Annotated in this window: 31 protein-coding genes; 12 read left to right on the top strand and 19 right to left on the bottom strand. The window is 63.4% G+C overall.

Translation table 11 applies throughout. From position 1 onward, the window contains the following. Window positions 1–23: 23 nt before the first annotated feature. Window positions 24–464 (bottom strand): Hsp20/alpha crystallin family protein, encoded by a 441-nt coding sequence (locus NCS02_RS34100; protein WP_008345658.1) that lies wholly within the window; start codon window positions 462–464, stop codon window positions 24–26. Window positions 465–709: 245 nt separating this feature from the next. Here NCS02_RS34100 and NCS02_RS34095 point away from each other — a divergent pair, with 245 nt between their 5' ends. Next, entirely contained in the window at window positions 710–1,093 is a 384-nt protein-coding gene (locus NCS02_RS34095; RefSeq protein ID WP_033535688.1) for a hypothetical protein, read from the top strand. A gap of 122 nt (window positions 1,094–1,215) precedes the next feature. Here NCS02_RS34095 and NCS02_RS34090 read toward each other — a convergent pair whose 3' ends face one another. After that, window positions 1,216–1,845, bottom strand: coding sequence for a CGNR zinc finger domain-containing protein (locus NCS02_RS34090; RefSeq protein WP_250520537.1), 630 nt, complete (start codon window positions 1,843–1,845; stop codon window positions 1,216–1,218). Window positions 1,846–1,988: 143 nt separating this feature from the next. On the opposite strand from NCS02_RS34090, the gene NCS02_RS34085 reads away from it, so the two are divergent. Beyond that, window positions 1,989–2,843: an alpha/beta fold hydrolase gene (locus NCS02_RS34085; RefSeq protein ID WP_250458451.1), complete on the top strand. Its 855-nt coding sequence runs from the start codon at window positions 1,989–1,991 to the stop codon at window positions 2,841–2,843. A gap of 41 nt (window positions 2,844–2,884) precedes the next feature. Here the strand turns inward: NCS02_RS34085 and NCS02_RS34080 are convergent, their stop codons facing one another. The 3 genes from NCS02_RS34080 to NCS02_RS34070 are packed head-to-tail and all read right to left on the bottom strand — an operon-like array spanning window position 2,885 to window position 4,601. After that, a complete protein-coding gene (locus tag NCS02_RS34080; protein WP_008345665.1) occupies window positions 2,885–3,133 on the bottom strand; it encodes a pentapeptide MXKDX repeat protein in 249 nt (82 codons plus the stop codon). Between the two features lie 47 nt (window positions 3,134–3,180). Then, window positions 3,181–3,957: a molybdopterin-dependent oxidoreductase gene (locus NCS02_RS34075; RefSeq protein ID WP_175982154.1), complete on the bottom strand. Its 777-nt coding sequence runs from the start codon at window positions 3,955–3,957 to the stop codon at window positions 3,181–3,183. 14 nt (window positions 3,958–3,971) lie between these two features. Then, complete coding sequence (locus NCS02_RS34070) at window positions 3,972–4,601, bottom strand: cytochrome b/b6 domain-containing protein (protein ID WP_250523637.1); 630 nt, start codon at window positions 4,599–4,601, stop codon at window positions 3,972–3,974. 365 nt (window positions 4,602–4,966) lie between these two features. On the opposite strand from NCS02_RS34070, the gene NCS02_RS34065 reads away from it, so the two are divergent. The 4 genes from NCS02_RS34065 (at window position 4,967) to NCS02_RS34050 (ending at window position 6,757) form a co-directional block, all read left to right on the top strand. Next, the gene (locus tag NCS02_RS34065; RefSeq protein WP_033535687.1) at window positions 4,967–5,512 is read left to right on the top strand and encodes a sigma-70 family RNA polymerase sigma factor; all 546 of its coding nucleotides are present in this window, start codon (window positions 4,967–4,969) and stop codon (window positions 5,510–5,512) included. Continuing rightward, entirely contained in the window at window positions 5,509–6,150 is a 642-nt protein-coding gene (locus NCS02_RS34060) for a DUF1109 domain-containing protein (protein WP_250523636.1), read from the top strand. The genes NCS02_RS34065 and NCS02_RS34060 overlap by 4 nt, the downstream gene beginning before the upstream one ends. Before the next feature lie 113 nt (window positions 6,151–6,263). Then, window positions 6,264–6,491: a hypothetical protein gene (locus NCS02_RS34055; RefSeq protein WP_008345673.1), complete on the top strand. Its 228-nt coding sequence runs from the start codon at window positions 6,264–6,266 to the stop codon at window positions 6,489–6,491. After that, window positions 6,488–6,757 (top strand): hypothetical protein, encoded by a 270-nt coding sequence (locus NCS02_RS34050; protein ID WP_250442214.1) that lies wholly within the window; start codon window positions 6,488–6,490, stop codon window positions 6,755–6,757. The genes NCS02_RS34055 and NCS02_RS34050 overlap by 4 nt, the downstream gene beginning before the upstream one ends. 52 nt (window positions 6,758–6,809) lie before the next feature. Here NCS02_RS34050 and NCS02_RS34045 read toward each other — a convergent pair whose 3' ends face one another. Together NCS02_RS34045 and NCS02_RS34040 are read right to left on the bottom strand one after the other, a co-directional pair. Further along, on the bottom strand, window positions 6,810–9,227 hold the full coding sequence (locus NCS02_RS34045; protein WP_250520535.1) for a glucose/quinate/shikimate family membrane-bound PQQ-dependent dehydrogenase: 2,418 nt from the start codon (window positions 9,225–9,227) through the stop codon (window positions 6,810–6,812). A gap of 58 nt (window positions 9,228–9,285) precedes the next feature. Then, window positions 9,286–9,702 carry a hypothetical protein gene (locus NCS02_RS34040; RefSeq protein WP_250520534.1) on the bottom strand — a complete coding sequence of 139 codons (417 nt, stop codon included), beginning with the start codon at window positions 9,700–9,702 and terminating at the stop codon, window positions 9,286–9,288. A gap of 171 nt (window positions 9,703–9,873) precedes the next feature. On the opposite strand from NCS02_RS34040, the gene NCS02_RS34035 reads away from it, so the two are divergent. After that, the gene (locus NCS02_RS34035; protein WP_061164684.1) at window positions 9,874–10,218 is read left to right on the top strand and encodes an ElaB/YgaM/YqjD family protein; all 345 of its coding nucleotides are present in this window, start codon (window positions 9,874–9,876) and stop codon (window positions 10,216–10,218) included. A 34-nt stretch (window positions 10,219–10,252) separates the two neighbouring features. Beyond that, window positions 10,253–10,444, top strand: coding sequence for a DUF2934 domain-containing protein (locus tag NCS02_RS34030; protein ID WP_008345682.1), 192 nt, complete (start codon window positions 10,253–10,255; stop codon window positions 10,442–10,444). Between the two features lie 25 nt (window positions 10,445–10,469). On the opposite strand, the gene NCS02_RS34025 is transcribed toward NCS02_RS34030, so the two are convergent. From NCS02_RS34025 to NCS02_RS33990, 8 genes are all read right to left on the bottom strand, one after another. Further along, the gene (locus tag NCS02_RS34025; RefSeq protein WP_250523635.1) at window positions 10,470–11,501 is read right to left on the bottom strand and encodes an SDR family oxidoreductase; all 1,032 of its coding nucleotides are present in this window, start codon (window positions 11,499–11,501) and stop codon (window positions 10,470–10,472) included. Window positions 11,502–11,556: 55 nt separating this feature from the next. After that, complete coding sequence (locus NCS02_RS34020; RefSeq protein ID WP_250520532.1) at window positions 11,557–12,447, bottom strand: MBL fold metallo-hydrolase; 891 nt, start codon at window positions 12,445–12,447, stop codon at window positions 11,557–11,559. Between the two features lie 8 nt (window positions 12,448–12,455). Beyond that, entirely contained in the window at window positions 12,456–13,313 is an 858-nt protein-coding gene (gene nadE, locus NCS02_RS34015) for an NAD(+) synthase (RefSeq protein WP_250520531.1), read from the bottom strand. Then, window positions 13,310–13,825 carry a CinA family protein gene (locus NCS02_RS34010; RefSeq protein WP_008345691.1) on the bottom strand — a complete coding sequence of 172 codons (516 nt, stop codon included), beginning with the start codon at window positions 13,823–13,825 and terminating at the stop codon, window positions 13,310–13,312. Before NCS02_RS34010 ends, nadE begins: the two co-directional genes overlap by 4 nt. A 157-nt stretch (window positions 13,826–13,982) precedes the next feature. Further along, window positions 13,983–14,204 carry a hypothetical protein gene (locus NCS02_RS34005; RefSeq protein ID WP_008345692.1) on the bottom strand — a complete coding sequence of 74 codons (222 nt, stop codon included), beginning with the start codon at window positions 14,202–14,204 and terminating at the stop codon, window positions 13,983–13,985. Window positions 14,205–14,228: 24 nt separating this feature from the next. Then, window positions 14,229–14,726, bottom strand: a complete 498-nt coding sequence (locus tag NCS02_RS34000; protein WP_008345694.1) for a YciE/YciF ferroxidase family protein — start codon at window positions 14,724–14,726, stop codon at window positions 14,229–14,231. Between the two features lie 128 nt (window positions 14,727–14,854). Continuing rightward, window positions 14,855–15,817: an alpha/beta fold hydrolase gene (locus NCS02_RS33995; RefSeq protein WP_008345696.1), complete on the bottom strand. Its 963-nt coding sequence runs from the start codon at window positions 15,815–15,817 to the stop codon at window positions 14,855–14,857. Between the two features lie 149 nt (window positions 15,818–15,966). After that, window positions 15,967–16,512 carry a DUF4142 domain-containing protein gene (locus NCS02_RS33990; RefSeq protein WP_008345698.1) on the bottom strand — a complete coding sequence of 182 codons (546 nt, stop codon included), beginning with the start codon at window positions 16,510–16,512 and terminating at the stop codon, window positions 15,967–15,969. 124 nt (window positions 16,513–16,636) lie between these two features. Between NCS02_RS33990 and NCS02_RS33985 the strand changes: the two genes are divergently transcribed. Continuing rightward, window positions 16,637–16,858, top strand: coding sequence for a DUF2795 domain-containing protein (locus tag NCS02_RS33985; RefSeq protein WP_008345700.1), 222 nt, complete (start codon window positions 16,637–16,639; stop codon window positions 16,856–16,858). Between the two features lie 32 nt (window positions 16,859–16,890). Here NCS02_RS33985 and NCS02_RS33980 read toward each other — a convergent pair whose 3' ends face one another. Next, window positions 16,891–18,057, bottom strand: a complete 1,167-nt coding sequence (locus NCS02_RS33980) for a mandelate racemase/muconate lactonizing enzyme family protein (RefSeq protein WP_008345702.1) — start codon at window positions 18,055–18,057, stop codon at window positions 16,891–16,893. Between the two features lie 118 nt (window positions 18,058–18,175). Here NCS02_RS33980 and NCS02_RS33975 point away from each other — a divergent pair, with 118 nt between their 5' ends. After that, window positions 18,176–19,138, top strand: a complete 963-nt coding sequence (locus tag NCS02_RS33975; protein WP_250437872.1) for a LysR family transcriptional regulator — start codon at window positions 18,176–18,178, stop codon at window positions 19,136–19,138. 15 nt (window positions 19,139–19,153) lie between these two features. Here the strand turns inward: NCS02_RS33975 and NCS02_RS33970 are convergent, their stop codons facing one another. After that, on the bottom strand, window positions 19,154–20,188 hold the full coding sequence (locus NCS02_RS33970; RefSeq protein ID WP_008345706.1) for a methyl-accepting chemotaxis protein: 1,035 nt from the start codon (window positions 20,186–20,188) through the stop codon (window positions 19,154–19,156). Window positions 20,189–20,532: 344 nt separating this feature from the next. On the opposite strand from NCS02_RS33970, the gene NCS02_RS33965 reads away from it, so the two are divergent. Together NCS02_RS33965 and NCS02_RS33960 are read left to right on the top strand one after the other, a co-directional pair. Beyond that, the gene (locus NCS02_RS33965; RefSeq protein ID WP_250520530.1) at window positions 20,533–21,006 is read left to right on the top strand and encodes a hypothetical protein; all 474 of its coding nucleotides are present in this window, start codon (window positions 20,533–20,535) and stop codon (window positions 21,004–21,006) included. A 7-nt stretch (window positions 21,007–21,013) separates the two neighbouring features. Beyond that, window positions 21,014–23,323, top strand: a complete 2,310-nt coding sequence (locus NCS02_RS33960; protein ID WP_250520529.1) for a M48 family metalloprotease — start codon at window positions 21,014–21,016, stop codon at window positions 23,321–23,323. Here NCS02_RS33960 and scpA read toward each other — a convergent pair. Further along, window positions 23,316–25,406 carry a methylmalonyl-CoA mutase gene (scpA, locus tag NCS02_RS33955; protein WP_250520528.1) on the bottom strand — a complete coding sequence of 697 codons (2,091 nt, stop codon included), beginning with the start codon at window positions 25,404–25,406 and terminating at the stop codon, window positions 23,316–23,318. The two genes, NCS02_RS33960 and scpA, sit on opposite strands and share 8 nt — an antisense overlap. Next, on the bottom strand, window positions 25,403–26,227 hold the full coding sequence (locus tag NCS02_RS33950; protein ID WP_250437868.1) for a Pnap_2097 family protein: 825 nt from the start codon (window positions 26,225–26,227) through the stop codon (window positions 25,403–25,405). Before NCS02_RS33950 ends, scpA begins: the two co-directional genes overlap by 4 nt. Window position 26,228: the final 1 nt, after the last annotated feature.

Raw genomic sequence — 26,228 nt, 5'->3', positions numbered from 1 at the left:
CCTCCTACGTTCTGCGACGCGTTTCATTGAACCGTGATGGCGCGCGGCTTCGACGTCTCCCGCTTGCCGATGCTCACGGTCAGGCAGCCATTGGTGTACTGCGCAGTGACCTTGTCCGGGTCCGCGTGCTGCGGCAGTTCGATGACGCGCCGGAAAGCGCCGACGAACCGCTCCTGCGCATAGGTACGCGTGTCGTCGCCGGCTTCCGGCTGTGCGCTCCCGCGCTCGCCGCTGATGGTCAGCAGCCCCTTGTCGATCGATACATCGAGGCTGGCCGGATCGACACCCGGCGCGAACGCGACGATCTCGATCGAGTCGTCGGTCGAACCGATGTTGACCTGCGGGAAGGCGCCCGAGCGCCCGGAACGGATGCTGGAGGGGAAACCGCCGAAGAGGCTCGCCATCTGCTGTTGCAGACGGTCGAACTCGCTGAAAAGGTCGGTCCCGAAGTAGAGATCGCTCATGGTCATTTCCTCCTTGAAACCAGCAGGAAGACGAACCGGCCTACGCGCTCCAGTTCGTCTGCCATGCTGCGGGCAAACAAATCGAAACACGCAGCGCGCCGGACTGCTGGCGCGACTGCCTGAGCGGAATTCAAGATAGGATCCCGAGCGGAAATTTCAAGGGGATTTTTGCGACTTTCCGCTCTTGAATTGGAATGCCCGCACCCTATCTTCACGACGCTCCCGACGGACCATGCGAGGACATCATGGAATTCGAATACGATTGGCTGACCCTGGGCCGGCACCGAATCCGGCTGCGCTCGACAAGGGGTTTTCCGACCGAGACGATGCGTACGGCGGTCGAGGTCATCCGGCTGGCTATCGACAGCAACATGAGCGCGCGTGCGCGGCTCGTTGAAGTCGTCTTCCAGCAGGAATCTGCTTACGAGATTGCCGTCGGCACCACGTTCGCCGACGACCGGTTATGTGCGCCGCAACTGGAGGTGGCGATCGCGACGGTCCTCGGCCTGCAGCCCACGAAGATCAATATTTCCGTGACGGTGGTCACGCAGGAAGAGGTCGATCTGCACTTCGGAGTCTACGAGAGAATGCTGGCCGAAAAGCTCGGCGTGGTGCCGCCGATCCAGTGAACCGTCGCACGCCACACCAGAGCTCCAGACCTGCGGCGAACAATGAGTGCGCGACCTTGTCCCGGCGTCCGGTAACCTCGAGCAGGGGCCGGACTTTCGATCTCGCGTCACGCCATTAGAACTCAACCGCCCTTTCCTTCCCTGAGCCGCGCGCGATGCGCGGCGACTTTCGCGCGGTTCCCGCAACTGGCCATGCTGCACCAGCGGCGAGCGTGACCGCGCGTGTGATCGGCGAATAGCAGCGTGCATGTCGGACCTTCGCACGCTTTGACGTAGGTGAAATCCTCTTCGCAGACGAGTTTCGCGAGCGCCTCGACAATCGGCATCAGCAGCGACTCGGCCGTCGGATAGCGGCGCTGCATCGCGAATGCAAGCCCGCTCGAAGCGCTCGCATCCGCGACGATCGCGCCGTGTTGTTCATCGCGCTTCAGCACGGTGTTCAGCGCTTCCAGTTCGCGCAGGTCTTTAGCCGCGAGCGGCCGCCCCTTGTTCTTCTGCACGAACGATCTGAACCATTCGCGCAAGCCGCGCGCCTTCGCCGCAACGTCGTCCAGTTCGGCGGGTGCGATTTGCGAACGCATGTGCGCAAGCACGTCGGCGGGCACGAGGCTCGCCTGTTCGAGCCATGACAAAAAGCCTTCGCCGTCGGCGAGCCAGTCGACGGGTTCATCGACCGGCGTGGCAACCGAGTTGAGAAAGTCGAGGCCGGGCGCGTCAGCCACGAAGAATGCGGGAAGTAAGCGGTATTCCATTTCTTCGGTCCAGCGGTGTTTCTACGATGACTTCATCGTAACCGCTAAAAACGCACTTGACAAGTTACCTAGTCGATAAGTAACCTTCATCGCAGACGTTTAACGGTTACACGAACGAACGCCCTCACTCGCGGAGAAACAACATGTCCACCATTGCTCATCGCCATATCGACGTCGACGGTTTCAACGTGTTCTATCGCGAAGCCGGTCCGGCAGACGCGCCGAAGCTGCTCTTGCTGCATGGCTTTCCCAGTTCCAGCCACATGTTTCGCGACCTGATTCCGCTCCTGGCCGACCGCTTTCATATCGTCGCGCCCGATCTTCCCGGTTTCGGCCTCTCCGACATGCCGAGCCGCGACAGCTTCGCATACACGTTCGATAACATCGCCGGCGTGATCGGCCGCTTCACGGAACGGGTCGGCTTCGATCGCTATGCGGTCTACGTCTTCGATTACGGTGCGCCGACCGGTTTCCGCCTCGCGCTGAAGCATCCGGAACGCATCGCGGCGATCGTTTCGCAGAACGGCAATGCCTATGAGGAAGGACTGAGCGACGGCTGGAGTCCGATCCGTGCGTATTGGCAGACGCCGACGCAGACGAATCGCGATGCGTTGCGCGCGATGCTCACGAAGGACACGACGAAGTGGCAATACACGCACGGCGTGCCCGATGCGTCGGCGGTTTCGCCCGATGGTTACTCGCTCGACGACTACTACCTGAACCGTCCCGGCGCGCACGAAGTGCAGCTCGATCTGTTCGCCGACTATCGCAACAACGTCGCGCTTTATCCGGCGTTTCAGGCGTATTTCCGCGAGCATCGGCCGAAGTTTCTCGCCGTGTGGGGCAAGAACGATCCGTTCTTCCTGCCGCCGGGCGCGGAAGCATTCAAGCGCGACATCCCGAACGCGGACGTGCGCTTCTTCGATACGGGCCACTTCGCGCTCGAAACGCACGCGGCGCAGATTGCGGCGGCGATCAAGGAATTCCTCGCCGATTAATCACGGGTAAGCAAGGCCGGGCGCGCACCCGGCCTTCGCTTTTACTGCGACATCGCGCCCGAAGCCGGATGGTCCATGCCCATCGCGTTGTTCTTCTTCATCTTGTCGCTCTTCTTCATCGAGTCGTGCGACATCGCGTCCTTGCTCATCGAGTCGTGAGACATGCTGTTTTTGCTCATGGCATCGTGAGACATGGCGTCGTTGGACATCGCGCCGCTCGCCTGCGCGAACGCGGACGAAGCGCCGAGCGCCATCATGGTTGCAAACACTGCGGTCATCAGTCGCTTCATGGTGCATCTCCTTCGTGGGTTGAAAAGCAAAAAATGCGGTGCGGCGATCAGGAACCGCCGAACCAGTTGTAGCCCTGGTCGACCCAGTAGCCGCCCGGATACGTATTGGTGACGAACATCTCGACGATGTGCTTCGGGTTCTTGTAGCCGAGCTTGGTCGGCATGCGCAGCTTCATCGGATAACCGTATTTCGCGGGCAGACGCTCGCCGTCGTATTCGAACGTGAGCAAGGTCTGCGGATGCAGCGCGGTCGGCATGTCGATGCTTTCGTAGTAGTCGTCCGCGCAGCGAAAGCCGACGTATTTCGCGGTCGTGTCCGCGCCCACGCGACGCAGAAACTCGGAGAACGGCGTGCCGCCCCATCGCCCTATCGCGCTCCAGCCTTCGACGCAGATGTGCCGCGTGATCTGCTCCGCGTGAGGCAGCGCATACAGCTCGGGCAAGGTCCACACACGCTTGCCCGTGACGAGGCCGCTCACCTTCAGCCGATAGTCGCCGCCATCGACATGCGGCACGTCGTCGATGCCGTAATACGCGTTGAACGGAAACGGTCGCGTGAGCTGCGCTTCGGTATAAGTGGGCGCGAGACGCTTCGGGTCGAAGAGCAGCGCCTGCGCGCGATCGTTCAGGCGCGAGACGGCGGTCAGGAACGTGTTGACCGAGTCTTCATCGGTGATGGAGCAGCCGGTCAACAGCGACAGGCCGCCGAGCGTCAGCATGCGCTTGCCGAAGAGACGCCGCGAAGGCATGTCGAGTTCGCGGCGCGCGTCCGCGAGTATCGAGGCGCGGTCGAGCTTCATGATCTTTCTGTCGTTCGTGTTCATCGCGAGTCTCCCGATCAGCGGCCGCGCAGCATGGTGAGCAGCGAACGCGGCACGAGCGCGACCATCGCGACATGCACGACCACGAACGCAGCCATCAACGCCATCGCGCAGAAATGCACGACGCGTGCGCGGTCATAGCCGCCCATCATTTCGCGCAGCAAGGGAAACTGCACCGACTTCCAGATCGCGAGACCGGACAGGACGAGCAGGATCAGATCGATCACGACGAAGAGATAAGCGAGCTTCTGCACCGCGTTGTATTGACGAAGGTCCGCGTGCGAAAGCTTGCCGGTGAGCGCCGCGATCAGATCGTGCAGGACGGCGCGCGGCGAGAGCGGAAAGAACTTTGCAAGAAAGCGGCCGCTCGCGAGATTGAGCGCGAGATACACGATGCCGTTGAAGACCAGCAGCCACATCGCGGCGAAATGCCATTGCAATGCCCCGCCGAGCCATCCGCCGAGCGTGATCGACGTCGGAATGACGATGCCTGGAAACACCGGCGAAGCGTCGTAGATGCGCCAGCCCGAAAGCATCAAGATCAGCGCGGCGAACGCGTTGAGCCAATGCGTGATGCGCAGCCAGAGCAGATGAATGGGCGGAATGCGTTGCGCGGTTTCGCGCGTCTGCGTGAGTGTCGTTTGCATGTCGGTCCCCGTGATGAAGCGTCGGATACGGGTGAATTCGTCGCGAGTCCGCGTTCGGTTACAGACGGGTTTTTCTTTTTCTGTTTCCCGTCGTGTAACCAATCGGCACGCAAAGACGAATTAGCTCACAAGACATGCAAGGAGTTCGTCATGCGGATACGCACGGCTTTCAACACGCTTGCGCAATGAAAAAGATGGACCGCGACGGCGCCTTTTCGACCCTCGTGAGCGCTATTGCGGCGCACCACGGCTTCGTCTATTCTGAAGCGCCCGATCTGACACACGACGCGTCCGCGCCCCGTACGCGCACGTCAGGCGCCGTGTATGAATCGCCGTCCGGCCGTCTCGCCAATACGGGAACCATCTTGCAAGAAGCGGAAAACCGCCTGAGAGTGCTTTTCATCGCCGGACTCGATGGCGACCCGAACGCATACCGCGATTTTCTGCAGGCGCTTACGCGGCACTTGCGCGGCTATCTGCGCAGACGCATTCCGCAGCATCGCGACGATGTCGAAGATCTCGTCCAGGACATTCTGCTCGCCGTGCATAATGCGCGTCACACCTATCGCACCGACGAACCGCTGACCGCGTGGCTGCACGCAATCGCGCGCTACAAGCTGATGGACTATTTCCGCTCCCGCGCACGCCGCGAATCCCTGAACGATCCCATCGACGACTATGCCGACTTGCTCGCCGTCTCCGACGACGAACCCGCGCAAGCGCGGCGCGACATAGGCAAATTGCTGGAGGACTTACCGGACAAGCAGCGCCTGCCGATCGTGCATATGAAACTCGAAGGCTTGTCGGTGATGGAAACCGCGCGCATCACGGGGCTGTCGGAATCGGCGGTCAAGGTCGGCGTGCATCGTGGGCTCAAGGCGCTCGCCGCACGGCTTCGGGGGTTGCGATGAAAACCGACGACCTCATCGGGCTGCTCGCGAATCAGGTGACGCGCATCGACCGCGGCGCGGTGGCGCGGCGCTTCGCCAGGGCGCTGCTGCTGGGCGCGCTCGGCTCGGTGATCCTGATGGCCATCGTCTACGGCGTGCGGCCGGATCTCGCGAACATCGCGCGCACGCCGGTGTTCTGGGCCAAGATGGCGTATCCGTTCGTGGTGGCGATCGGCGCGTTCATCGCCGTGACGCGGCTCGGGCGTCCGGGCGTTCGTGCGGGTTATGCGTGGGCGCTCGTCGGCGTGCCGTTCGTCGCGGTCTGGCTCGCGGGCTGGCTGGTGCTCGAGGGCGCCGCGCCGGCCGAACGTCTGCCCATCGTGCTCGGCCAGTCGTGGCGTACGTGTCCGTTCAACATTCTGCTGCTGTCGGTCCCGACTTTTCCCGCCGTGTTCTGGGCGATGAAGAGTCTCGCGCCCACACCCCTTCGCCTCGTGGGCGCGGTCGCCGGTCTGCTCGCGAGCGCGATCGCCACCGTCGCCTATTGCCTGCATTGCCCGGAGATGAGCCCGGCGTTCTGGAGCGTGTGGTACGCAATCGGCATGATGCTGCCCGCGGGCATCGGCGCTTGGCTCGGGCCCAGGCTGCTGCGCTGGTGATCGGCGTCGTGAGGCGCGAGCGTACCGAAGCCGATCCTGCCAGGCCCGATCAATGCTGATGTAAGGAAGCGCGACGTCGCCGCGTCCGATCAGATGTCAGCCGGAGCAACGCCATGGGCCCCACTTCCCTTACTTTCGACATCGATCCCACCCCGCGCCGGGCAGACGGCGAGTTCATGGCCCACGCGCGAATCACCATGCCCGCGGAAAACGGAAGCGAGGGCCAGATCTTCATGAGCGGCGATCTTGCCGGATTCGACACGCGCGAAGACGCGATCGCGTACGCAAGGATCTGGGCCCGCGACTGGATCGACGCTTTCGTGCGGCTCAATACGCGATGACGCGTCCGCACGATCCCATCCCTGATATCGACCACCGAGACGAAAGCATGAACCAGCCGGAAAACAACGCAGCCAATGCAGAGGACGAGCGCGAAAAAGACCGCGCGGCTCGCGAAGCGCTGGACCGCGGCGACAAGGAAAAAATCGACAAAAAGCTCGATGAACTGGACGTATCGAGAACCGAGTCCGGAAAAGACCAGTCGTCGAAACCGGACACGGAAGGATCGAATTCATCGAGCAAGAACCTCGACGAGCAAAGCGACTAGCCGGGCTCCGCCGTCCCGCCCGAATCGATCGATCAGGCGGGACGAGTCGCGGTCAATGCTTGTCCGGCAGCGCATACGCGATCACGTAATCGCCGAGCTTCGTCAGAAACGAGCCGTGACCGCCCGCCGCGATCAGCACGTACTGCTTGCCGTTCGCTTCGTAGGTCATCGGGGTGGCTTGGCCGCCGGCGGGCAAACGCGCTTCCCAGAGCTTTTCACCGGTGTCGGTGCTGAAGGCGCGCAGGTAATCGTCCTGCGTCGCGCCGATGAAGAAGACGTGCCCGGCGGTCGTCATCGGTCCGCCCAGCATCGGCATACCCATGCGGAACGGAACCGGAATCGGCGATGCATCGCGCGTCGTGCCGATGCGTTTCTTCCAGATCACCTTGTTCGTGTCGAGATCGAGCGCGGCGACATAACCCCACGCGGGTTGCTTGCAAGGCAGACGCAGCGGAGACAGGAAAGGATTGAGCTCCACGCCATACGGCACGCCGTATTGCGGCTGAATGCCGACTTCGGTGCCGGTGCCCGCCTGGCCCGCTTGCGGCGGATCGATCGGATTGCCGGGGCCGCGCGGCACGAGCTTCGAGACGAACGGCAGCGCGATCGGATTGGCGATTGCGATGCGTCGGTCCGTATCGACGGCGAGCCCGCCCCATTCGAACATGCCGAGATTGCCGGGGAACACGAGCGTGCCCTGCTCGGACGGCGGCGTGAACGGCCCTTCGTACTTCAGCCGATGAAAGATCACGCGGCACATGAGCTGGTCGTACATCGTCGCGCCCCACATGTCCGCGTCGGTCAGGTTCTTTGCGGGTCGGAAAGTGAGCTGCGAGAACGGTTGCGTCGGCGAGAGGCGATCGCCCTTCGCCGCGCCTTGCGGGACCGGCTGCTCGGGCGCGGGCACGATCGGCTTACCGGTGCGACGGTCGAGCACGAAGATGTTGCCGGTCTTAGCCGGTGCGTAGATCGCCGGAACGATGTTGCCGCTCTGATCCCTGATATCCGCGATGGTCGGCTGCGCGGGCAGGTCCATGTCCCAGAGATCGTGATGCACGGTCTGATAGAACCACGCCAGCTTGCCCGTCGATGCGTTGAGCGCGAGCAGCCCGCTCGCATAGCGCTCCTGATCGGGCGTGCGGTTGCCGCCCCAGATATCGGGGGTCGTCACGCCCATCGGCAGATAGACGAGATCGAGCTTCGCATCGTAGGCAGCGGGCGCCCACGAGTTCGGCGAGTTCTGCGTGTAGCTATGCTGATCGTCGGGGATCGCGTTCGGGTCGTGCGCGCCGGGATCGAAGGCCCACAGCAGCTTGCCGGTGTTCACGTCGAAACCACGGATCACGCCCGACGGCTCGCGCGTGCCGTAGTTGTCCGTGACCGCGCCCGCGACGACGATCACTTTCGACGTGACGATCGGCGGCGACGTCGGCTCGTACTGGCCGGGCGTCTTGACCGGCTGCAGATGCTGAAGATCCAGCAAGCCGTTCGTCGCGAACTCGGGGCACGGCTTCCCGCTCGCGGCGTCGAGTTCGAAGAGACGCCCATCGTTGACGGGCAACACGATGCGGCGCGCGCACATCGGCAGATTCGTCGTGTTGCCGGCGGCGCGCGCCTGCTCGGCGGCGGGCGTCTCGTAGTACGACACGCCGCGGCAAGTCACGTGCTGGAAACTCGGATCGGGCTTGAGCTTCGGATCGAAGCGCCATTTCTCCTTGCCCGTGGCGCCATCGAGCGCGATCGCGTTCTGATGCGGCGTGCAGAAGAAGAGCGTGCCGTCGATGGCGAGCGGCGTCACTTCATCGGTGATCTCGACCGGATCGTTCGGGCCTTTCATGTCGCCCGTGCGAAAGCGCCAGGCTTCCTTCAGTTCGTGCGCGTTGCCCGCGTTGATCTGCGCGAGTTGCGAATAGCGCGTGCCGGTCTGCGTATTGCCGTAAGCGCGCCAGTCGCCATCTTGCTGCGCGGGCGCAGTGGCGGCAGCCGACGGCGCCGCGCGCACCGTGCCGTCCAGCTCCTGCGGATCGTTGAACACCGCATATGCGAGCGCGATGCCCGACAGCACGATGGTCGCACCGAGCGCGAGTGCGCCGGACTGCCGGGGCCACGTAAAGATGCGCAGCACGAATGGCAGCACCATCCATATGCCGACGATGACAAGCACATCGAGACGCGGCGCGAGCGCCCAGAAGTCGAAGCCCGACTCGACGATCGCCCATATCAGCGTGCCGAGCAACAGCGCCGCGTAGAGCCACAGCGCGAGGCCGTTGGCGCGCCAGACGAGCCACGCGATCACGAGCATCGCCACGCCGGCGACCACGTAGTATGGCGAGCCGCCCACCGCGATCAGCCATCCGCCGCCGATGGCCATGTAAAGCCCCGACAGAACGAGAAAGACGATCGTGATCCACTTCGGCACGGACGAAGGCGAACGATGCCGCGCGGGCGGCGGCGAGGAGGATGTGTTCATTCGATGGAAAAAGGATGCGTTGCCGGCAACGCAGCAGTCGTCGTGCCTGTCGTTTGCTTTACTTGGGGACGTGGGCCACGACCGCGCCGGTCGCGTCGACGATTGCGGTCTCGCCCGATGCGCTCACCGATGCCGGCGGCTCGATCGATTCCGCGAGCACGAGTTTCGGCGCGCCCGGGTCCGGCTGCGATGACGTGGCGCCTATTGCATCGATGACATCGGCGGCTGTCGCGGCGATGATCGACAGCAGATCGCTTGCGTACGACAGGAACGCGACCGGTAATGCAGGCTGCGCTTCGCTGGCCTGCGACGCGCCCCACTGAACGCGCACATCGGCGAGCGCGGATTGCATCGTCTTTTCGTTCAGTTCTCCGAGTTGCCGGAAACCGACCGCAAAACTGGAAGCGGCGCGCAAGCCCGTCTCGAGATTCGTGCGTGCGACGGAGAAGAAAGGCTGCATCAGAACAGGAAACATTTGTACGCTCCATTAGCGATGAAAGTCGGCGAATCATGGAGCAACGGATATGCCATACACGCGGGACTTTCGTTTCGTCAGGACGGCACGCCGATTGCGCCACGCACATGCGCGTCTCTCGACGCGCACCGCGACTTCATCGCATTCAAACGATTTCCAGTGGAGGCAAGCATGGCTGACAACGACCGCGCGCTCGAACCCGTCAACGCTATCAAGACCGAAAGAGCCGACAGCGCCTATGAATTCCCGACGAGCGACAACATGACATCCTCGAATGGAGACCACAGCAGCTTTCGCGAAGCATCGAAGTCATGGGATGCAGGCAACGATGCAACGTCGACGAGCAATCTGCGCTCCGATGCGAAGGCCCGGTTCGCCGACATGCAAGACGCGATGACCCGAAAGTACCGCGCCGCCGCCGATACGACCGACGACTTCGTGCACGAGAATCCGTGGAAGGCGATCACGATGGCCGCGCTGGTCGGCGTGGTCGTGGGCATGCTCGCCGCGCGCTGAGCATCGCTCGTTCGCTGAAAAGGAGGAAAGCATCATGGACGTCCCGGCTAGCGAAGAACAGATTCGGGCACTCGCTTATCGGCTTTGGGAAGAAGCGGGCGGCCCTGAAGGCCGCTCGGACGAGTTCTGGATCATCGCGCAGCAGCAACTGGCGACCGAGCCTGGCATGGGCGGCAACGAATTGCCGGGAGGCGAGCCCGCCGGCGCATCGCCGTCCTCTCGCTGATCTCGAAGATGACTCGACGACGCGCTTACTCGAACCTCGGTTTGCGCGTCGCCCGAAGATAGCGGCGGCCGGCGTCGAGCAGCAGCAAGGCGGCGACGCCCATCGCCACGCCGCGCATGCCGGGCGGATCGATGCGCGCATCGGTGTAAAGGCTTCGCTCGCGCACCTTGCCGTTGCGGCCCGACCGTTCGCGCAGACTGCCCGCCCCTGCATACAACGCGTCGCCTTCGCCATGAGGCTGCCGCGTGAGTTGCGCCTTCACGCCGACGAGACTGACCAGCCTGTCATACAGTCGCGGTGCGCGCTGGCCGAACGACGCCATCGCGCGCGACGCCCCACCGACATGGACATCGCGCTCGGGCACCTCGGCGCAATGCAATATCGCTTTAGCGACCACCTCGGGCGCATAGACCGGTTGCGGCAGCTTCGGCTCGTGCGTGAGATAGTTTCGCGCGTGCTCGACGAAGAGCGTGTCGATTCCCGCAGGCTTGATGAGCGTGACGGACACCGGCGCACGATCGTTTTCCAGCTCGATGCGCAACGCATCGGTATAGCCCTTCACCGCATGTTTCGACGCGACATATGCCCCTTGCAGCGGAATGGCGACATCCGACAGTTCACTGCCGAGATTGATCAAAGCGCCGCCATGCTCGCGCAGATGCTTCAACGCACTGAGCGAGCCGTTCACGATGCCCCAGAAATTCGTATCGAAGAGCTTGCGCTGGTCTTCGAGCGGGACGTCGGTACATCGGCCATAGAGCGATACGCCCGCATTGTTGATCCATGTATCGAAGCGCCCGAATCGCGCGATGGCCGCATCGGCTGCGGCCTGCAACTGTGCCGCGTCGCCCACGTCCGCAACGGCGTAAGCCGCTCGCTGGGTGTCACCGTGCGATAACTCGTCCGACAGCGCCTTGAGCGCCGCTTCGTCGCGCGCCACGAGCATGAGGCGCGCGCCGCGCTTCGCCGCCATTCTCGCGGTGACGAGACCGATACCGCTCGTCGCCCCCGTGATGACGATCACTTGTTCGCTGAGTGGTTTGAGCTGTACTCGCATGATGATCTCGCCGGTTATGGTTGGACCAAACCGGGAGAGCATGCGACATGCCGCGTTACGCCCACGAGCGCGCGGGCCGTATGAAAGCGTCGGCCGGAATGCCCGCCGATCGTCCGGCCATGCGCTCGAATTCGATCGGGTCGTGGCTGCAAAACACGTCGAGCTTGCCGCGCGAACCGACGCTGGCGCACAGCTCACGCAGCCTCGCCTGATTCCTTAGCCGCGCCGCGCGGTCCTTTTCCATCATCCATTGATAGAACGCCAGTCCCGGTGTACAGCGCGGATGTTCGAGATCCATCTCCGTATGAAAGAAATACGCGTCGGCCGCCAGCAGCAGCCAACCGTTTTCCTTGCGTACCGCGATGCCCGCATGACCGAAGGTGTGTCCTCTGAGCGGCACGAGTGCGATACCGTCCAACGAATCCGAGAGCGGCCGCACGCATTCGAAGCCATGCCAGCGGTCGCCGGCGGTGGCGTCGTGAAGTTGCCAGTTCGGCTGCGTCGACCATTGTTGAGGTCTGAAGCGCTGCCGATCGAGCCACGTCTGCTGACGCACCGCATAGTCGCGCTCGATGCGCAGCATATGCACCTTCGCGTGCGGGAAATCATCGAGGCCGCCCGCGTGATCGAAGTCGAGATGACTGAGCACGATATGCCGCACGTCGCTGGCCGAAAAGCCCAGACGTTCGATCTGGCGTAGCGCGGTCATCTCCTCGCGAAAGTCCGGCTTGAGCATCAGCAGGAAGAACGCCGACAGGCGGCTGCGCGGATCGGCGACATCGCGCAATCCGAAGCCTGTATCGATCAGAACGAGCCCTTCGCCCGTTTCGACGAGCAGGCAATGGCACGTCAGTTCGCCCCGGCGCAGAAGGCCGGGCGTGCGGCCATCGAAGATCTTGCCGCCGAGCGGACAACTCGATATGCAGTTGAGGTGATGAACACGCACGCCATGCCTCAAGCAGAGCGGTCTTCGCGCGGCACTTCGACCGGCAGCGCGCGCTTGTGGCGCGTCGCCGTATAGAAGCGGCGAATGGTCAGCAGCACTTCTTCGCTGACTTCCTTGCCCTCCAGAAAGTTGTCGATGTCTTCATAGCTCACGCCATAGCTATCCTCGTCGGGGCGTTGCGGCGTAAGCGATTCGAGATCGGCTGTCGGCACTTTCATCACGAGGCGATCCGCCGCGCCCATCGAACGCGCAAGCGCACGCACGCGGCGCTTGTTCAGACCCGACAAGGGCAGCACGTCCGCGCCGCCGTCGCCGAACTTCGTGAAGAATCCCATCAGCGATTCGGCCGCGTGATCGGTGCCGATGACGACGCCCACCCGCGCGCCCGCAACGGCGTACTGCGCGATCATGCGCTCGCGCGCCTTGATGTTGCCGAGCACGAAGTCTTCCTGGAAGTCGTCCGTGTACTGCGCGCCACCCTCTTTGAGCGCCGCGAGCATGGCGTCGGATGGGCCCTTGACGTTGACGGTCAGCGTTTCGTCCGGACGTATGAAATCGAGCGCGAGCCGGGCGTCTTCCTCATCGCGCTGCGTGCCATAGGGCAGTCTCAGCGCGACGAAGTGCGCGTCATAACCGCTCGCGCGAAGACGTTCGACGCTCAGTTGCGCGAGGCGCCCCGCCGTCGACGAATCCACGCCGCCGCTGATCCCCAGTACGTAAGTGCGAAGTCCCTGCGATGAGAGATAGCTGCAAAGAAAGTCGATGCGCCGCTCGCGCTCGGCTTCGATGTCGAAATCGCTCGCGACACCCAGTTCGCGAATCACGGCTGCCTGCCAGCTGCGCCAATCGGTAGCTTGCTCGTTCATCGTTTCTCCCTGACTCGCTGTGCGTGCTGCTGATCGAAGTAGTGTTCGATGCGCGATAGCGCATAAAGCGCCGCTTCGCGCCGGACATCGTTGCGTTCGCCTTCGAATTTCTTCGTCTCGCTGAAGGTGACGATGGTGCCATCGCGCGCACGATACGACCACGCGAAGCACTGCGTACCCGATGGCGGTCCGTCGGGCACCGCATCGGCGACGCCCGTATTCGATACCGCGATCTGCGCGCAACATGCTTCCTGCCGCAGCGCGCCCTCCGACATCTCGCGCGCGACGGCTTCGCTCGTCAGCCCATGCTGCTGCATGGTGTCCTCGCGCACGCCGAGGAAGCCCGCCTTGCCAGTCGGCGAGTACGTGACGAAGCCCACGTCGAGACAGCTTCCGCTGCCGGGCACCGACGACACCAGCGAGGCGATGAATCCGCCGGTACACGATTCGGCTGTCGCGAGCATGAGTCCGCGCGAGGTGAGGAATGACACGGCCTGACGGGGAATGTCCATGATTCGGCCTTCCGAAAGGTTCTGGTCTGTTGCGATGCTGTTAGCAGTTCGTATGCCACTGCGGGAGCCCGGCATGTCGTGTGACAGCCGCAAAGAAAACGACGCACGCCGAACCCTGTCGGCGTGCGTCGATGTCGCGCTTACGGCAAGGCGTCGATCAGGACCGGGCTTCCGTTCCTTTGAGATTTCCATGCTTGTGAGCATGCGTGGCGCCGTACTTCAGCTCGAAGTGCGCGCCTTTTCCGCTCCGGGTAGGCGGAAAGTGCTCGCCTTCCACGCAGGTCACTTCGAACGTGTCCTTGCCGTCATCGTGGACCACCGAGTAGATACCCGAGACCTTCACGATCTCGCCCGGCTTGTATGAATTGTCGCCTGCCATCTTCATCTCCAGAGTGAACGAATTTCAGCCCTTCTGCTGCACTTCCTCGGCGAGTTGCGTCTTCGCGAGCTGGGTCAGTTTCTCGTCCGTGGCCTTCTCTTCCTGCAAGGTATCGAGCAAGAGTTTCATCGCGTCCTCGTTGCCGAGTTGCTTCGCGAGCGTCGCCAGCGTGCCGTAGGTCGCGATCTCGTAGTGCTCGACCTTTTGCGCGGCGGCGATCAACGCGGCGTCGCGGATCGGGCCCTGCTCGAAGGTTTCGATTTCGTCCTGCGCTTCCTCGACGAGACCTTCCATCGCCGCACATTTGATGCGCTTCAACTTGACGCCGAAGAGTTCGACCACCTGATCGATGCGCTCGATCTGCCCGTTCGTTTCCTCCAGATGCGTCTCGAACGCCTGCTTCAGTTGCCCGTTGGTCGTCGCCCGTGCGAGCTTCGGCAGCGCTCTCGTCAGTTGCTTCTCGGCGCTGTACACGTCGGAAAGTGCATGAATGAAAAGGTCCTGCAACGTTTTCGATGCCATGATGCCTCCGCTTCGGGATCGGGTTGATGGGACGCGCCGGCTCGACCGGCGCCCGCTTCTCTCCGCGCAATTCGCGTGCCGTGCAATCTTGATCAGCTTGCCTAACGGTTCTGGATGCGCAGTCGCGGCTATTCGAGCGCCATCGTCTCGATGGCGTCGCCGATGCGGCCCGCGTCGTCGTAATGCACCATGTGCCCGAGGCCCGGCATGATCGAAAGCGCGCTTTGTGCGATGTCCTTGTAAAGACGGCCCGACTGCGAGTCCGTATCGACGATTGCGTCGTCGCTGCCGGCAAAAATGCGAACCGGCACGTCGATCTCGCCGTATCGCCCGGACATCGATGCCGCGGCCGGAATCATGCAAGCGGCGTCCTCTGCCGTCGCGCGCATCTGCGACGGGCGCAAGACCAGTTCGCGCGGTACATGGCCGTGAAAGGCATCGGGTACGGCGCGCGGCGCGAACATGGCCTGCACCGTGCGGCCGTACATCATGCGAGCGACGATCGGCGACACGGTGTAGCGCAGCACATCGCCGACGATCGGCATGGCCGCGGGCGCGCTGATCGCAACGTCCGCGCGCGCAGTGGGATAGTAGTAACCCGAGATCAGCGTGAGCCCGCGAATGTCCAGACGTGGTTCGAGCGCCATCGCCGCTGCGACGAGACTGCCGAGCGAATGACCGACGACCACCGCTTGCGTCAGTCCCAGCCTTTTAAGCGCAAGCTGGATCGACGTGGCCTGAGCCTGCGGCGTCCAGATGCGCGCGCGCGGCCGCTCGCTGTGCCCGAAGCCGGGACGATCGAAGGCGATTACGCGGTGACGCCGGGCAAGCCGCTCGAACAATCCGCTCGCCACGAAGTCTTGCGACGCGACCAGATTGCCATGCAGCAGGACGACGACCGGGCCTTCTCCTTCGTCGAGGTAGTGGAGGCGCACGCCATCGACATCGATGAATTGGCCCGTGGGCGGAAAGTCGCGTTCCGCGCGCCGCGCTCGCATGGCCGTCCATGCGGCAAGACCGATCGACGCGACAGCCGCGCCGCCGGCTATCGCGCGGCGCGAGAGCAGGGATCCGGTTCGTGTATCTGACATGCGTTACCCGTTCGGTCTGATGAATCCGGCGAACCCGCGCTGCCTCGTAGACGCGCCAGCGAGCCCGCAAGAAAAAGCAGCCCCGCGTGGTTCCGCGCGGGGCTTCGTCCATCGCTTCGGCTTCGGTGCTCCGAAACCGTCAGCCGGGCTTATTGCACGCCCTTCTTCGCGGCGAGATCCTGCGCCATCTTCAGGTGCTTCTGGATGGTCGGCAGCGCCTTCTGCGCCGCCTTCTTGAGGTCGGCGTTCTGGCCTTCCTGCGCTTCCTTCTGGAAAGCGGCGACGGCCTTCTGATGCCCTTCGACGCCGACCTTCTGAATGTACATGGTGTCGAATTCCTTGCCCTTGAGCGGCTTGAGCGCATCGATAACCGTCGTGTCCGAATTGTCCTTCGGCACTTCGACGCCATGCGGCGCCGCCATCTTCAGCTGCATCGTCAGCTTCGTATGGTCGATCATCATGTGATGCGCGAAGCTTTTCACGTCCTTGTCCTGCGACTGGCTGGTCGCCAGCTTGGCCGTGTCGATCTCGGTCGAGCTCGATTCGCTGGCGGCCTGTACGAAAGCCTTGTCCACCGCCGGCAGGTCGTTGGCCTGGGTGGTGCTCGCTGCCTGCGTCTGTGCCAGCACGGTGATAGGCGCCGCGCCGATGAAACCTGCCGCGACGAGTGTAACGAGAGCCGAATGTGCCTTCATGGAAGCCTCCTGAGTAAATGGTCGATTCGCGGCATATGTCAGCAATTGCGATGCCGTGCCCCGCGCTGGACAGGCACAACGGCTGCTGTCGAAGGCCATGATTCATCGATCAAGGGAGCGAATCATGGCAAGCAACTCATCCTCCGGCGGTTCCAACAGCGTGTTCATCGACATGCAGAAAGCCTTGAAGGGCGTCGACTATCCCGCCGACAAGCAGACGCTCGTCGAAACCGCGCGCAGCAACGGCGCAAGCGAAGACGTGATGTCCGCGCTCGATGCGTTGCCGGATCAGCAATTTCAGACGCCCGCGGAAGTGTCGAAGGCAGTCGGTCAGGAAGAAGGCTGAGTCGGTAGACGGCGCGCGCAGCGCATTGCCGCTCAGGTAAGCAGCTTCTTCATCTCGACGATGAGATCGGACTTGCCTTCGAAGCCGATGCCCGGCAGGTCCGGCATCGTGATGTAGCCGTTCTCGACCTTGACGCCGTCGGGGAAGCCGCCGTATGGCTGGAACAGGTCCGGATACGACTCGTTGCCGCCGAGACCCAAGCCCGCCGCGATGTTCAGCGACATCTGATGGCCGCCGTGCGGGATGCATCGGCTCGGAGACCAGCCGTGCTCGCGCAGCATGTCGAGCGTGCGCAGATATTCGACGAGACCGTAACTTAGCGCGCAGTCGAACTGAAGCCAGTCGCGGTCGGCACGCATGCCGCCGTAACGGATGAGATTGCGAGCGTCCTGCATCGAGAACAGGTCTTCGCCCGTGGCCATCGGATTGGCATAGTAGTTGCGCAGCGTGGCTTGCAGTTCGAAGTCGAGCGGGTCGCCCGGCTCTTCGTACCAGAAGAGGTCGTATTGCGAGAGCGCCTTCGCATAGCGAATGGCCGTGTCGAGGTCGAAGCGGCCGTTTGCATCGACTGCGAGCTTTTGGCCGTCCTGCAGCACGCTCAGGATGGAGTCGATACGGCGCAGGTCTTCATCGAGCGATGCTCCGCCGATCTTCTTCTTCACGACCGTATAACCCCGATCGATGTAGCTGCGCATCTCGTCCTTGAGCGTTTCGTGATCTTGGCCCGGATAGTAGTAACCGCCCGCCGCGTACACGAAAATCCTGCGGTCCGGCTCACCGTCGCCATAGCGGTCGGCGAGCAGTTGAAATAGCGGCTTGCCCTCGATTTTCGCGACCGCGTCCCAGATCGCCATGTCGATCGTGCCGATGGCGACCGAGCGTTCGCCATGACCGCCCGGCTTCTCGTTCGTGAACATCGTCGCCCAGATCTTGTGCGGGTCGAGATTGTCGCCTGCGTCGTTCATGAGCGAAGCGGGATCGGCTTCGAGGATGCGCGGAATGAAGCGCTCGCGCATCAGCGTGCCCTGGCCGTAGCGGCCGTTCGAGTTGAAGCCGTAGCCGACGACCGGCTCGCCATCGCGCATGACATCGGTGATGACGGCAACCACGCTCAACGTCATCTTGCTGAAGTCGATGTAGGCGTTACGGATGGGTGAACTGATCGGTACGGTCTTCTCGCGGATTTCGACGATTCTCACGGCAATGTCTCCAGGGTCTTGGCAGGTATTGCAACCCGGCGGCTGCAACGTGGAACGTAGCTTACCCGCGACGAACGCTGCTAAACTGCACTTCCGTTCACATCATTATTCACATCCGGTGAATACCGAAACGCAGACCGCGACCGACTTCGAGTTCTTTATCCTGCTTGCGAAGCTCAGGAGTTTGTCGGGGGCGGCGCGTGCGCTCGATCTGTCTCCGCCCGCCGCGACCAAGCGGCTTGGCGTCATCGAGCAAAGGCTCGGCGTGCGCCTCGTCAACCGGACGACCCGCAGCGTCAGCCTCACGCCCGAAGGGGAAACGTATCTGCGCTACGCGACTCACATCGTCGGACAGGTGCGTGAGATGGAAGAGGCGTTATCGGTCGCGAGCCGCGATCCGCAAGGCCCGTTGCGCATCAATGCAACGCTCGGATTCGGCCGGACGACCATCGCCCCGATCGTTTCGGAATTCGCGAAGCGCTATCCGGGCGTCGAAGTCCAGTTCGAAGTAACGGACCGTCCTGTCGATCTGATCGAAGGCGCGTTCGATCTGGCGATACGCTTCGGCGATCTTCCGGACAGCCGGCTCAGTGCGCGGCGAATCATGAGCAACCGGCGGTTCTTATGCGCGTCGCCGAAATATCTCGAGAAATACGGCACGCCGGAGCGCGTCGAAGAACTGGCTCGGCATCGCTGCATCATTCATCGACAGAACGACGATGCCTACGGCGTGTGGCGCTATATCGTCAATGACCACATCGAGGCGATCAAGGTCAAGGGCGCGCTGTCGAGCAATGACGGCGATATCGTGCTTCGCTGGGCGCTCGACGGACACGGCATTCTGATCCGCTCGGAATGGGATCTCGCGAAGTACGTGCAAAGCGGAAGGCTCAATCTCGTGATGCCGAACACCGTGCTGCCCTCGGCCGATCTCTTCGTCTACTATCCGCGGCAGAAGAATCAGACTGCTCGCGCGCGCGCGTTCATCGATTTCCTGGTCAGCCGGTTTCAGGCGCCCTTCACGCCGGTCGATACAGGCAGCGAACTTCGCGAGCGCAAGAAGCGAAGTCCGCGCCGTTGAGCGGCCGCCGATGTCTCATGCCGGCATCTGGCAGATGACGCCGTACCAGCCCAGACCGCGATAGGTCTCGTAACCGGGCGTCGCTGCAAACGATACGACTGCACCGCCGGCATCGCGGTAGAAGCCCGATTCCTTGCCGCCCGTCTGCAAGCGAAAGCGCTCGTTGAGGATGCCCTTGCCATCCGACGCGGCGATCACCCGAAACGACGAATCCAGGATCAGACAGCGCGAGCGCGCCCACTCTTCGTTGCTCAGGCGAACGCCTTTGACGACGGTCTCGGCTTGAGGCGCCCAGTCGAAGAAGATGATGAGCGCTCCGAGCACGCGACCATCCGGCGCGCCGCCCTCGCGAATCGCCGTCGAATACGTCGCGACCTGTGCGTTGTCGAGCGGCGCGACTGTCTCGACATCCGACGCCACGTATTGCGCGCCCGACGCCGTCTTCATTGCGGCCTTGTACCACTCCGCGCCCGCCACGTTCTGCCCGCGCACCGCGTAAGTCGAGTGACGTCCGTTCGCCACGACCACGCCGTTCGCATCGACGACCCAGAGATCCCGATAAACCGTGTAGCTATCCAGGATGACCTTGAGGCGGCTGCAGGCATGATCGCGCGCCGCCGCGCGCTCATCGGCGAGACATCCGACCAATGCCGAGTCCGTCGCCCACCAGCGCACGTCGCAGGAGCGCTCGTACAGGTTGCGGTCGATGATGTCGATCATGTTCAACGCAAGGTCCGTGTACCGCTGACCGTCGAGCGATCGCATCCGCTCGATCATGCTGTCGCCGAGTTCCGTGAGCGTCGCAAGCGATCCGGCAAGCTCTTTGTTGAGGCCGGCCGTGATGTCGGAGATACGTGTCGATACATGCTTCACCTGCTTGGCGACGACAGCGAAGCCCTTGCCCGCATCGCCGGCGCGGGCAGCTTCGATCAGCGCGTTCAGTGCCAGGAAGGTGGTCTCGCGGTTGATATCGTTGATGTCGCTGATCTTGCCCGAGGCGAGGCGTTTGACTTCATGTGTCAGATCGACGATAGCTTGCGGATTGGACATGTGGCTTCTTCGTAGGGTCGGTTTTGTATCCCGATCAATGCAAGGTTCGCGCCTGTTTGTCTGACGATTGAGTTTTTACGAAGCAAACGTTTGGAAAGTGACGCGCGTTTTCACCGAGCACCAGTGAAGCGAAAACATGCCCTGTTTTGAGCCGCGCTAGTCGTGTTATCAGCGAACGGGCTTCAATCGTTAAAACAAACTGAAAGGCGGCGAAACGTGCGGTAGCGCACATTTTGTTCGGAAGTGTTGACCGCAACGGTTCAGAACCGGGTGCGCTGCTTCGTCCTTAACGACGAACACTTTTCTTCCACACACGAAGACGCAGCCACGCGTTCAGACAACACATGGGCTCGACCGCCGAACACGACCTGATCCGGGACTTGTCCCGCAATGTCCTGATGCAGCTCGCGCCGAACGAGCTGCCGCTTTTCGCGGCGGCGAGCGCGGCGTGGTTTGCCGATCCGGACGCCGCGATGAAGGCATCGAAAAATCGCGATGCCGCGCTCGGCTTTGGCGCCGAATCGTTCTCGATCCTCTTCACGCCGCTCGTGCTTCAAGTCGTGTCGGAAATCATGCCGATCCTCGGCGGCATCGCGCTCAAGGCGGCGGAAACGGCCATCGGCGAAGAAGTGTCCGCGCGCGTGCGGAAGATGTTCCGGGGCGAAGAACCCGAAGCCGTCGCGATCCTGAGCCCCGAACAGTTGGGCGAAGTCCATCGCCATGTGATCGCGGCCGGCTCGCGCCTGCGTCTCGATCGCGCACAAGCCGCGCACCTCGCCGATGCCGTCGTCGCGCAACTGGCCCTGCCGAAGAAGTGAGCGAATCGTGCTGCAATCCGTCACGACGAACACGCGCAGACCGCGGCTCAATCCGTTGCCGTTTCCGTCCGACGTCGCGCTGAGGTTCGATCTGCTGATCGTGCTTATCGTGTGCGTCAGCATCCAGTTCTATGGGCATTTCTGGGAAAGCCTGCACGTCGAGGCGACGGAAAAGCTCGTCGCGTGCGCGTCGGATATGTTCGCGGGCGTTTTCGATCCGCGATTACTGACTCGGGACGTGCTGTCCGCTTCGGAAATGCGTGTGCAGTTCGCACCGCAATTCGCGCATTGCATGGCGCTTCTGCGGCCGCAAATGGCGTGGAAAGTCGCGGGAATCGTCGCGACGCTCGCGCTCGCCGGCGTCTTCTACTGGCGCTTTCCCGCGTGGAAGCTGAAGTCGCAGCGGCTCGTGCCGATCGCAAAGGACGATCCGCCCGGTCTTTTCGATGCCCTCATCGCCCTTTGCGGCGAAGCGCAGTTGAATCCGCCGCCCGCGTTCGTCTGGATTCCGCTCGCGACCGGCCTGCCGGTCACGTTCGGGCGTCGCCGCGACTATTACGTCGCGCTCTCCGGCGCGTTCGTCGCCAATTATTTCTACGCGGATCGCGCCGCCTTCCGCGCGATCGTCCTGCATGAACTGGCGCACATCCGTAACCGTGACATCGACAAGACGTTCATGACGATTGCCGCGTGTTTCGCGTTCGTCATCGTGAGCGTCGTGCCCTTGCTCGGCGTCGCTCTGTTTGCCGGGCACGCGCTGCGCGACACCGCCTGGCTGCTCGCAAAGACCGTGCTGTGGAGCGCGCTCGTGCTGCTGTCGGGCGCGTCGGTGCTGCGCGTGAGGGAGTTTTACGCGGACGTGCAAGCGTCGCAATGGGACGGCTCGCCCGTTCACGTCGATCGTGTGCTCGCGCGGATGCGCGACGACAGCAACAAGCGCGCGCGCACGTTCCTGAGCCTGCATCCGCGCGGCGATGCGCGTCGCGCCGTGCTCGCCGACACCACGCCGCTCTTTCGCCTCGGCAAGTGGGATGCGCTCGGCATCGGCTTCGGCGCGGGCGTCGTCATCGAAACGATGAACGGTCTCGTGCTCGGCCTCGTGCCCGGCGAAGCGCAAGCGGCGGTCTTGCGCGTGACGATCATCGCGTCGGCGGTGGTGCCGCTCGCCGTGATGATCTTCGCGATCGGCGCGCTCACGACGGGCGTCTGGCGCGGCGCCTATGCAGCGGTGCTGAACGGCCGCGATCCGGTGAAGGGCACGGCGGCGGCGGGCGCCGTGTTCGCGCTCGGCTACTTCGTCAATCAGATGCTCCTCGGCGCGGGGCTGCTTTGGGGCGGCCCGGCCCAGCCGCGCATGACCGCCGACACGCTGACGACGGTGCTCGAAGTCCACGCGGTCGCGCTCGTGCTCGCGGCCATCGGATGCTGGATGATCTGCGACTGGATCGCGCGCTCGGCCGCCGCGTGGACTGGCGTCGCCGTGAGAAGCCGCTCGCCGCTTTTCGCGCTCAGGCTGACGAGCGCGGTTTCCATCGCGGGCGTCGCGGGGATGTTCGCGTGGGGCACGTTCGCGTCGATGTCGATCGTGACGCTCGGGCCGCATCAGACGTTCTATACGTCGCTCGTGATGGCCGCGCCGCCGGTGGTCATCGCGGCGTTCGGGTCGTGGCTTTTTCCGTGGGCATCGCGATGGTTCGGCCGCGCGCGCCGCGAGCTCGCGCCGTCGTCGTGGGTCTTTCTCGACGACGCATTCCGCTTGCGTCTTCCCGAGTTCAGACCGGGCCGCGCGCTGTCGACGGGCATCATCGCCGGGCTCGTCTTCTGTCTCTGGATCGAACTGTTGCGGTTTCGCCGCTTCCTTCCGCACGATGCCGAAAGCACGATCTACGCGACGTTCTCCGCGCTGCTGCACGTCGCGCAACGCGCGGGCGAAAGCGGCTTCGCGATCGTCATGCCGATCGCGCTGACGGCGGCGCTCGCGGCGCTGATCGCGGCGTCGCGTCGGGGCGCCTTCAACGCGCTCTACGGCTTGTGCGCCGGATCGATCGCGGGCGCGGTGATGAGCGTGGGCGGCCTCGTGACCATCGACCTCAACGCGCAATCGACGTTCGAGTCGAGCATGACGTCGGTGCTGCTGTACCTCGGCGTGGCGTCGCTGGCCGCCCTTCCCGCTTCGATGATCGGCGCGCTCGCCGGCAAATTGGGCAGGTCTTCGGACGGACATGACCGCTTGTCGATGGTTCGCAAAGCGGTCGTCGCCATGCTCGGGATCGTGGTCATCGCCGGATGGATCAAGTCGCTGAGCGACGTCATCTGAAGTCGGCCTGCGAAGTGACCAGGCGCGATTCGGAGCGCGCGTCCGGGCAGATCAACTTCACCAGCCGTTCGACGATCTCGTGCATCGTCGAACCTGGATTGAATATGTCGGCGACGCCTTTCTTTCGCAGCAAGAAGGCGTCTTCGTCGGGCACGATTCCGCCGACGACGAGCGGCGTGTGCACGTCGCGCTCCGCAAGCTCGCGCAGCAATCGAGGCACGAGCGTGCTGTGCGCACCGGCAAGCGACGAGACGCCGATGACATCGTACGGCCGTTGCGCAGCGAGCTTCGCGGCCTGCGCCGGCGATGCAAACAATCCGGTAGCCGTCACATCGAAGCCTGCATCTTCCAGCGCGCACGCCACGACATTCGCGCCGCGATCGTGTCCGTCGAGTCCCAGTTTCGCGATCAACATGCATGGCTTTCGGCCGAGCGTTTCGCCGAGTTGCGCGACGCGAGCGCACGCCGTGTGCCATGCGTCGTCGTCATGGCGACATTCACCGTACACGCGTGTCGTATTCGCCGATGCCGGATCATGACGCGGCCACACGGCTTCCAGCGCGCGCGTGCATTCACCCACGGTCGCGCGGGCGCGCATGCAATCGATCGTCAGCGCGAGCAGATTGCCGGCATCGTTGCGTGCGGCGCGCGTCAATGCGGCGAGCGCGGTACGCACGCGAGATTCGTCACGCCGACGCAGCACGTCGGCGATTCTGTGCGACTGCTGCACGCGCACGCGTTCGCCATCGATCGCGAGACGGGCGGGCGCATCGTCGTCGGCATCGTCGGCAATAAACGCGTTCGCGCCGACGATCGTCTGCGTTCCCGAATCGATGCGCGCCTGCGTCGCCGCCGCACGCTCCTGAATCCGCCGATGAACCCAGCCCGTGCGAATTGCTTCGAGCGCACCGCCGCGCGCCTCGATTTCGTCGACGATCTCGCGCGCTTGAGCCGCGACGCTCGCCGTCAGCGATTCCATCATGTACGAGCCCGCCCACGGATCGACGACCTCGCACAGCCCCATCTCGTGCTGAAGAATCAATTGCGTGTCGCGTGCGAGCTGCGCAGCGGATGCCGATGGCAACGCAAGCGCTTCGTCATGTGCATTCGTGTGCAGCGATTGCGTGCCGCCGAACACTGCCGCCATCGCTTCGACGGTCGTGCGAACGATATTGTTTTGCGTGCGCGTCGCGCCGAGCGACCAGCCCGACGTCTGGCAATGCATCCGCAGCGCGCAACTCTTCGCCAACGTCGCGCCCTCTTCCTCGGCCATGCTCGACCAGATGAGCCGCGCCGCGCGCAGCTTCGCGATCTCCGCAAAGAAGTCCGCGCCGACGCCGAAGAAAAAGCTCAGTTGCTCGCAGACGGCATCCGCGTTCAGGCCGCGCGCGCGCAGCGCACGCACATACGCGCGGGCGTTGGCGAACGTCAGCCCCAGCTCCAGCGATGCATCCGCGCCCGCTTCCTGAAAGTGATAACCCGAAACGGACAGCGCCTTGAAGCGCGGCATCCGCTCGCTCAAAAACTGCACGACATCCGCGACGATTCGCATCGACGGTTCCGGCGCGAACACGCAGGTGTTGCGCACCATGAACTCCTTGAGGATGTCGTTCTGCACGGTGCCGGAGAGCGACGCCATCGCGATGCCGCGTTCCTCCGCCGCGACGATGTACGCCGCGAGCACGGGCAGCACGGCGCCGTTCATCGTCATCGACACGGAGACGCGTTCTAGCGCGATGCCTTCGAAAAGACGGGCCATGTCGTCGACGGTATCGATGGCCACGCCCGCAAGACCGACATCGGCGCGCGCTTCATCGTCGGTCGAGTCGTAGCCGAGTTGCGTCGGCAGATCGAACGCGACGGACAAGCCCTGCGCGCCGCGATCGAGCGCCCGGCGAAACGCGAGGTTCGAATCGGCGGCATCGGCGTAACCGGCGTACTGGCGCAGGGTCCACGGTCTCGTCGTGTACATCGACGGATACGGTCCGCGCACGAACGGCGCGGCGCCGGGCATCGAGTCGAGATGCGCGAGACCTTCCAGATCGACCGCCGTGTAAAGCGGCTTGCGCGGTACGCGGTTCATGCGCGTCTCCGTGTCTTGTGTGTCAGCACGTCGGCGATCTTCACGCCATCGCGCGTGCGCTCGATCTCGCACCAGTGCGCGATGCGCGCATCGTCGATCGACACGCGCCGAAACGTGGCCCGCAGCCCTTCGCCGACGTTGATGTTGCCGTGATAATGCAGCTCGCGCGACACGAGCGCGGGCAAGTCCGCGAGACGCCACGTTTGCCATTCCGCACGATCGACGAACGCCTGGAAGCTCGCGAAGTACAGAAAGTCGGCGCCGTTGAAGTCGCTGTACGGGCACGGCATAAACTCGACCGGCGCGCATTCCGCCTCGTGCAAAGCGATTCCGTCGATGCTCGCTCCTGCTTCACGCAGGCGCAGCTTGCGCGCCCTATCCTGCATGTCGGCGATGAGCGGATTCATCGGCGCGATCTCGCCTTTGAGGTTCGCAAAGCTCGCCCGCGCGACCGAGCGATTGTTGCGCGCTTCGGTGCGTCGCACGAAGGTGGACATCATCGACAACGCGGCGATCGTGCCGCCTTTGCCGCTTACGCGATGCTCGCTGAAGTGCCGCACCGGACCCACACGCGAAAGCTCGGTGCGTATGCAGAGCGCGTCGTTCTCGCGCACATCGTGCATGCCTTCGGCGCGCAGCCGGATCGACGTGAACGCGGCATACGCGCGGCCGCCTTCGTCGGAGATGAAGTCGCTCGCCGTTTCGCGTGCGAGCGCGTCCCAATGCCGGTCGCCGCACTCTTTCAGCAGCCAGTTCTCCGAGAGCCCCGCGCAATTGAGCTGCGGCATGCCGGCGCGATACGTATCGTCGTGACGAGGCATG

This window comes from Caballeronia sp. NCF2, from assembly GCF_023631205.1.
Lineage (GTDB): Bacteria > Pseudomonadota > Gammaproteobacteria > Burkholderiales > Burkholderiaceae > Caballeronia > Caballeronia zhejiangensis.
The sequence above is the reverse complement of the archived record's forward strand: the minus strand, read 5'-3'. Positions and strand labels throughout refer to the sequence as shown.